The sequence below is a fragment of the Massilistercora timonensis genome (genome assembly GCF_048354975.1).
Taxonomy (GTDB): Bacteria; Bacillota; Clostridia; order Lachnospirales; family Lachnospiraceae; genus Massilistercora; species Massilistercora timonensis.
In genome coordinates, this window is the sequence record NZ_DBGCJQ010000115.1 from 21,038 (window position 1) to 27,797 (window position 6,760).

Consider the following 6,760-nt stretch of genomic DNA (forward strand, 5'->3'; position numbering starts at 1 on the left):
GTCTTCGTCCTCGCTTTTCCTCTTAACTTCTGAAAAAAATCCAGAATCCGCCATTATTACATCCTTATCCTACCGGTTCCCCGCCGGGCCATCTACCCCGGTCCCGTTAGGATCCGGTTAAATCCATGTAAAATGAGAACGTGCTTATTTCGCCTGAATATAGCCCTTGGCGGTCAGCGCCTCCGCGCACAGCACCGCGCCGCCTGCCGCGCCCCGCACCGTGTTGTGGGACAGGCCGATGAATTTATAGTCAAACATAGTGTCTTCCCGGAGCCGTCCGATGGAGATCCCCATGCCCCGTTCATAGTCTACGTCCATCTTCACCTGGGGACGGTTGTCCTCCTCCAGATACTGGATGAACTGCTTCGGCGCGCTGGGAAGCTCTGCCTCCTGGGGGAAGCCTTTGAAGTTCACCAGCTTCTCGATCAGCTGCTCCTTGGTGGGTTTCTCCGCGAAATTAATGAACACCGCCGCCGTATGGCCGTTGAGCACCGGCACCCGCACGCACTGGCAGGTGATCTTAGGCGTCTCCGCCTTCACGATCTGGCCGTTCTCCACGTGGCCCAGCACCCGCAGAGGCTCCTGCTCGCTTTTCTCTTCCTCTCCGCCGATGTAGGGGATGATATTCTCCACCATCTCCGGCCAGTCCTTAAATGTCTTGCCCGCTCCGGAGATCGCCTGATAGGTAGTGGCCACCACTTCCTTGGGGCCGAACTCCTCCCAGGCCGCCAGGCAGGGCGCGTAGCTCTGGATGGAACAGTTGGGCTTCACCGCGATAAATCCCCGGGTGGTCCCAAGCCGCTTCTTCTGATCCGCGATCACGTCGAAATGGTCGATGTTCACCTCCGGGATCACCATGGGCACATCCGGTGTCCAGCGGTGAGCGCTATTGTTGGAGACCACCGGCGTCTCGGTTTTCGCGTAGTCCTCCTCGATCTTGCGGATCTCGTCCTTGGTCATATCCACCGCGCTGAACACAAAGTCCACGCCGGAGGCTACCTTCTCCACCTCGTTTACATTTGCCACGATCAGCTTCTTCACCGCTTCCGGCATAGGCGTATCCATCTTCCAGCGGCCGCCTACCGCCTCCTCATAAGTCTTGCCGGCAGAACGCGCGCTTGCCGCCACCGTCACAACCTCAAACCAGGGGTGGTCCTCCAACAGGGAGATAAACCGCTGTCCCACCATTCCTGTAGCTCCTAAGATCCCAACTCTTAATTTCTGTTCCATCACTTGCTCTCCTTCCTTATTTCTCGTCTTTCTTCCAGTTGTCCATGGCCTTATGATAAGTCTTCAGCACCTGCTCCATGGCCTCCCGCCCCGGGGCGCCGATGGTGACCCGCTTGTCCACGCAGGTCTTCAGGCTGATGGCCTCATAGATATCCTCTTCAAATACCGGGCAGATCTTCTGATACTCCTCCAGGGGAAGCTCATCCAGGGCGATGCCCCGCTCAATGCAGGTAAGCACCAGCTGCCCCACAATGCCGTGGGCGTCCCGGAACGCCACGCCCCGGTTCACCAGATAGTCCGCCGCGTCTGTGGCGTTGGTGAACCCGTGTCTTGCGCTTGCCTCCATCCGGTCCTTATGAAACTCCATGGTCTCCAGCATACCTGTGAACAATCTTACACACCCCCTGGCAGTGTCCATGGCGTCAAAGGCCCACTCCTTGTCCTCCTGCATATCCTTGTTGTAGGCAAGAGGGATCCCCTTCATGGTAGTCAGAAGGGCCTGCAGCGCCCCGTACACCCGGCCTGTCTTGCCCCGCACCAGCTCCGCGATGTCCGGATTCTTCTTCTGGGGCATGATGCTGCTGCCGGTACTGTAGGCGTCATCGATCTCCACAAACTGGTACTCATTGGAGTTCCACAGGATGATCTCCTCACTGAACCGGCTCAGATGCATCATCACAAGGGACAGGTCCGAGAGGAATTCCACCAGGTAATCCCGGTCGGACACCCCGTCCATGCTGTTCAGCGTAGGCCCGTCAAAGCCCAGGAGCCTGGCCGTATACTCCCGGTCCAGAGGATAGGTAGTCCCCGCCAGGGCCCCGGAGCCCAAAGGACAGGTGTTCATCCGGTCATAAAGCCCCAGAAGGCGGATGTGATCCCGCCAGAACATTTCAAAATAAGCGCCCATATGATGGGCCAGGGTCACCGGCTGCGCCTTCTGCAGATGGGTAAAGCCCGGCATGTAGGTATCCAGGTTCTCATCCATGATCTTCAGGATGGCCTCCAGAAGCTCTCCCACCAGATTATCCGTCTCTTTTACTTCCTCCCGGGTGTAAAGCTTCATGTCCAGGGCCACCTGGTCATTGCGGCTGCGCCCGGTGTGCAGCTTCTTGCCCGGCTCGCCGATGCGTTCGATCAGCACCGCCTCCACGAAGCTGTGAATATCCTCATATTCCTCCGTGATTGCAAGGGTTCCCTCCTCCACGTCCCGGAGAATGCCTTCCAGGCCGCCGATGATGGCCTGCTTCTCCTCCCCGGTCAGGATCCCCTGCTTCTCCAGCATGGTCACGTGGGCAATGCTGCCCGTGATATCCTGACGGTAAAATCTCTTGTCAAAAGAGATGGAAGCGTTAAACGCGTAGACCAGCTTGTCCGTCTCCTTGGTAAAACGCCCTCCCCATAATTGTGCCATAGTCTCTTCTTCCTTTCCTTATAAAAACACTGTAATCGATTGTATCATATTCCGCCCGGAATTCAAAGGACTTTATCGCCTCCGCTGGTTCATGGAGAACTCACAGCCGCAGTAGTCCTGGCGGTACAGATCATATTCCCGGGACAGCTCGATGGACCGCTTGTACCCGTTCTTCTTCTTGAAATCCGAGAGAAGGTAGGGCACGCCATACTCCTCTCCCAGCCGCATCCCGATCTCATTTAGCCGGTCCGCGTTCTTTAAGGGGCTGATGCTAAGGGTGGTGGTAAAGTAATCTGCTTCCGTCTTCACCGCCATCCGGGCCGCCTCCGAAAGCCGCAGCTCGTAACACTTAAGGCAGCGCTCTCCCCCCTCCTTCACATGCTCCAGTCCCCGGGCCATCTCATAGAACCGCTCCTGGTCATAAGGGCCTGCCAGGAAGGACACCGGGTGGACGAAGGGCATCTGGCTGATCAGCTCCTGCTGCTCCCAGATCCTCTTGGTGTACTCGCTCTCCGGGTAAATGTTGGGATTATAATAGAACACGGTGATCTCAAAATATCGGTTCAGATACTCCAGCACATAACTGCTGCAGGGCGCGCAGCAGCTGTGGAGCAAAAGCCGCGGCACCCGCTCTTCCGTCTTCAGCCGCTCCAGCAGCCTGTCCAGTTCTTTCTGGTAATTCATGGACCCTTCTCCTCTTCTTATGTAAAACCTCTTCTTGAAATTATAACTTTTCCCGCCCGTTCTTTCAAGGGCTTTCTCCCGGTAAAGACGCCACTTTCTCACGCCTTTATAAGGTCCTGCATAGAATAAGATATAGTTGTCACCGGAGGTTGCCATGGAAGAAGTTCTGGAACTGAAACATATCTGTTACGCCTATCACACCCTGGAGGGGGAGACCCCCACCCTCACCGACATCTCCTTTGCCCTTAAGAAAGGGGAGTTCGTGGCCATCGTAGGCCCGTCCGGCTGCGGCAAATCCACCCTCCTGTCCATCATCGCCGGCCTCCTGTCCCCGGAACGGGGGCTGATCAAGATCAACGGGAAATATCAGAGGGAAAGCACCACCAACGTAGGCTATATGCTGCAGCACGACGAACTGTTTGAATGGCGCTCCATCTACAACAACGTGATCCTGGGCCTGGAGGTCCAGCACATGCTCACCGCCCGGACTCGGGAGAAGGCTTATGAGCTTCTGGACGTCTACGGGCTTAAGTCCTTCGCCCGCTCCCGCCCCTCCGAGCTCTCCGGCGGCATGCGCCAGCGGGCGGCCCTTATCCGCACCCTGGTGCTGGAACCGGACCTTCTCCTCCTGGATGAACCCTTCTCCTCCCTGGACTACCAGACCCGGCTCAACGTAGGAGACGACATCGGCCAGATCATCCGCCAGGAGAAGAAAGCCGCCATCCTGGTGACCCACGATCTCTCCGAGGCCATCTCCCTGGCGGACCGGGTCATCGTCCTCTCCGGCCGCCCCGCCTCCATCCGGCAGACCATCCCCCTGCGCTTCGACCTTGCGTCGGACACTCCCATGAACCGCAGGGGAGCGCCGGAATTCAAGACGTATTTCAATCTGATCTGGAAGGAGTTGAACAACCAATGAATGAACTGTCAAGGGGACAGCTCCAGTACCTGAACGCCTACCGCAGAGGGCTTCGCATCATAAGGATCTCCCGGATCCTGATCTTCTTAAGCTTCCTCTTTATCTGGGAGTTTACCGCCAACGTGGGGATCATCGATTCCTTCATCTTCAGCAGCCCCTCCAGGATCGCACTCTGCTTCTGGGAAATGGTTCTGGATGAGTCCATCTTCCTCCACATGGGCGTCACCCTCTACGAGACCATCCTAAGCTTCCTCCTGGTGATCGCCGCGAGCATCCTCATCGCAGTGTGCCTCTGGTTCTCCCCGCGGCTCTCCAAGATCCTGGACCCCTACCTTGTGGTCTTAAACAGCCTGCCCAAATCCGCCCTGGCTCCCCTCCTGATCGTCTGGCTGGGGGCCAGCCGCACCACCATCATCGTGGCGGGCATGTCGGTGGCCATCTTTGGCAGCATTTTAAACCTGTACGCCAGCTTCGCCACTGTGGACCCGGGGAAGATCAAGCTGATCTACACCTTCCGGGGGAGCCGGCTGCAGGCCCTTGTCAAGGTGGTGCTGCCAAGTTCCATCCCCGCCATCATCAGCAACATGAAGGTTAATATCGGCCTGTGCCTGGTGGGGGTCATCATCGGAGAATTCCTGGCGGCCAGAAGCGGCCTGGGGTATCTCATCATCTACTCCAGCCAGGTGTTCAAGATGGATTGGCTCCTGATGTCCATCGTGCTTCTGTGCTTCATGGCCATGGCCCTCTACGCTCTTATCAACCTGCTGGAGAAATGGTGTTCCAGACACTTCTAGATACCGCCGCCACTCAGGAGATGCGTCCCGCACCTCCTGGCTACATATCCCATCTTCTTCCCGGCTTCCAATTTGCTCCTCTATTTGCAAAAAAGTTCTTGCAAATCTCCCGAAATCCGATATAATATTACTTGTGGCCTGACAGGGCCGGTAAAATCTCATATGCTGGAATAGCTCAGTTGGTAGAGCACTTCACTCGTAATGAAGGGGTCGTCGGTTCAAGTCCGATTTCCAGCTTGGTCATTTCAGAAAAGACCGGGTGCAGCGATAAGCACCCGGTCTTTTTTTGACTATTTTTCTTCATTTTCTGCAAAATATGAAAAAATTTCTTCAAAATCCCGGTGTTAAGATTGATAAACTTATATCGAAGTGATATGATAGAAAAAATCAATGTTGTTATACCAAATGTCTATGGGAACAAAAGAGTAAAGAAAAGGAGATGATCAATTTGGAAACATTAAACAACATCGTACTGACCATTCAGAACTACATGTCCAACATCGTTCTGATCATTGCGCTGGCAGCCGCCGGTATCTGGTTCAGCATCCGCACAGGATTTATCCAGGTACGGGGATTCAAGCGGGGCATCAAGCAGGTGTTCGGCGGGCTGTTCAGTAAGAAAGGAGACGCCGGCGACGACGGCATGAGCTCCTTCCAGGCCCTGGCAACTGCTATCGCTGCCCAGGTTGGTACCGGCAATATCGCCGGCGCGGCAACCGCCATCGCTCTTGGCGGACCAGGCGCCATCTTCTGGATGTGGGTGGCAGCTTTCCTGGGCATGGCAACCATTTACTCTGAGGCTCTGATGGCTCAGAGATATAAGAAGATCGGAGACGACGGCGTGGTCACCGGCGGACCGGTTTACTACATCCGCGCCGCGTTCAAGGGAGTTTTCGGCAAGATCCTGGCAGGGATCTTCGCGGTGCTTCTCATCTTCGCTCTGGGCTTCATGGGCAACGCAGTACAGTCCAACTCCATCGCCGCATCCTTCCACACCGCATTTGGGATCCCCCAGTGGGTGATGGGTCTGATCGTGGCAGTGCTGGCTGTCTTCATCTTCTCCGGCGGTATGAAGCGGATCGCCAAGGTAACCGAGACCATGGTGCCTCTGATGGCAGCCCTCTACATTGTAGGGTCTCTCATCGTGATCTTCTGCAACTGGAGAAATATCCCGCTGGCCTTCTATGAGATCTTCGTAGGCGCGTTCGCACCGGCTTCCATCGCCGGCGGCGCAGTGGGCGCGACCATCAAGCTCGCCATCACCAAGGGTGTTGCCAGAGGCCTCTTCTCCAACGAGGCAGGTATGGGTTCCACTCCTCACGCCCACGCAGTGGCAAAGGTGGCCCACCCGGTTGAACAGGGACACGCGGCTATGATCGGCGTCTTCATTGACACCTTCATCGTGCTCACCATGACCGCTCTTGTCATCGTGACCACCCGCGCCCTTCCCGAGTCCTACAACGTAGTGGAAGGCGGTTACACCGGCGCAGAATTAAGCCAGTTTGCCTACTCTCTGGTATACGGCAAATTCGGTGAGATCTTCATCGCCGTCTGCATGTTCTTCTTCGCCTTCTCCACCATCGTGGGATGGTACTTCTTCGGCCAGGCCAACATCAAATACCTGTTTGGCTCCAAGGCGGTCCCGGTCTACTCCGTACTGGTATGCATATGCGTATTCCTGGGATCCCTGGCACAGGTAGACCTGGTATGGAACATGGCGGA

At 56.1% G+C, this 6,760-nt stretch carries 6 protein-coding genes and 1 tRNA gene; 4 read left to right on the plus strand and 3 right to left on the minus strand.

Features of this window, described 5'->3' with window-relative positions; genetic code table 11:
- Positions 1–144: 144 nt before the first annotated feature.
- From asd to ACML7B_RS10185, 3 genes are all read right to left on the minus strand, one after another.
- Complete coding sequence (gene asd, locus ACML7B_RS10175; protein ID WP_418541090.1) at positions 145–1,230, minus strand: aspartate-semialdehyde dehydrogenase; 1,086 nt, start codon at positions 1,228–1,230, stop codon at positions 145–147.
- 16 nt (positions 1,231–1,246) lie between these two features.
- The gene (argH, locus tag ACML7B_RS10180) at positions 1,247–2,641 is read right to left on the minus strand and encodes an argininosuccinate lyase (RefSeq protein WP_418541091.1); all 1,395 of its coding nucleotides are present in this window, start codon (positions 2,639–2,641) and stop codon (positions 1,247–1,249) included.
- 72 nt (positions 2,642–2,713) lie between these two features.
- Positions 2,714–3,325, minus strand: coding sequence for an epoxyqueuosine reductase QueH (locus ACML7B_RS10185; RefSeq protein ID WP_418541092.1), 612 nt, complete (start codon positions 3,323–3,325; stop codon positions 2,714–2,716).
- Between the two features lie 154 nt (positions 3,326–3,479).
- On the opposite strand from ACML7B_RS10185, the gene ACML7B_RS10190 reads away from it, so the two are divergent.
- The 4 genes from ACML7B_RS10190 to ACML7B_RS10205 all read left to right on the plus strand — a co-directional run.
- Complete coding sequence (locus tag ACML7B_RS10190) at positions 3,480–4,244, plus strand: ABC transporter ATP-binding protein (protein WP_418541093.1); 765 nt, start codon at positions 3,480–3,482, stop codon at positions 4,242–4,244.
- Positions 4,241–5,038 carry an ABC transporter permease gene (locus tag ACML7B_RS10195; RefSeq protein WP_346708488.1) on the plus strand — a complete coding sequence of 266 codons (798 nt, stop codon included), beginning with the start codon at positions 4,241–4,243 and terminating at the stop codon, positions 5,036–5,038. Before ACML7B_RS10190 ends, ACML7B_RS10195 begins: the two co-directional genes overlap by 4 nt.
- Before the next feature lie 164 nt (positions 5,039–5,202).
- Positions 5,203–5,275: transfer RNA gene (locus ACML7B_RS10200), tRNA-Thr, on the plus strand.
- 211 nt (positions 5,276–5,486) lie between these two features.
- Positions 5,487–6,760: alanine/glycine:cation symporter family protein (locus tag ACML7B_RS10205; RefSeq protein WP_418541094.1), on the plus strand; the 1,274-nt coding region annotated here is incomplete at its 3' end.

Coding starts and splice junctions, on each gene's coding strand:
- asd (WP_418541090.1), bottom strand. CDS start 1,230: ATGGAACAGAAATTAAGAGTTGGGATCTTAGGAGCTACAGGAATGGTG.
- argH (WP_418541091.1), bottom strand. CDS start 2,641: ATGGCACAATTATGGGGAGGGCGTTTTACCAAGGAGACGGACAAGCTG.
- ACML7B_RS10185 (WP_418541092.1), bottom strand. CDS start 3,325: ATGAATTACCAGAAAGAACTGGACAGGCTGCTGGAGCGGCTGAAGACG.
- ACML7B_RS10190 (WP_418541093.1), top strand. CDS start 3,480: ATGGAAGAAGTTCTGGAACTGAAACATATCTGTTACGCCTATCACACC.
- ACML7B_RS10195 (WP_346708488.1), top strand. CDS start 4,241: ATGAATGAACTGTCAAGGGGACAGCTCCAGTACCTGAACGCCTACCGC.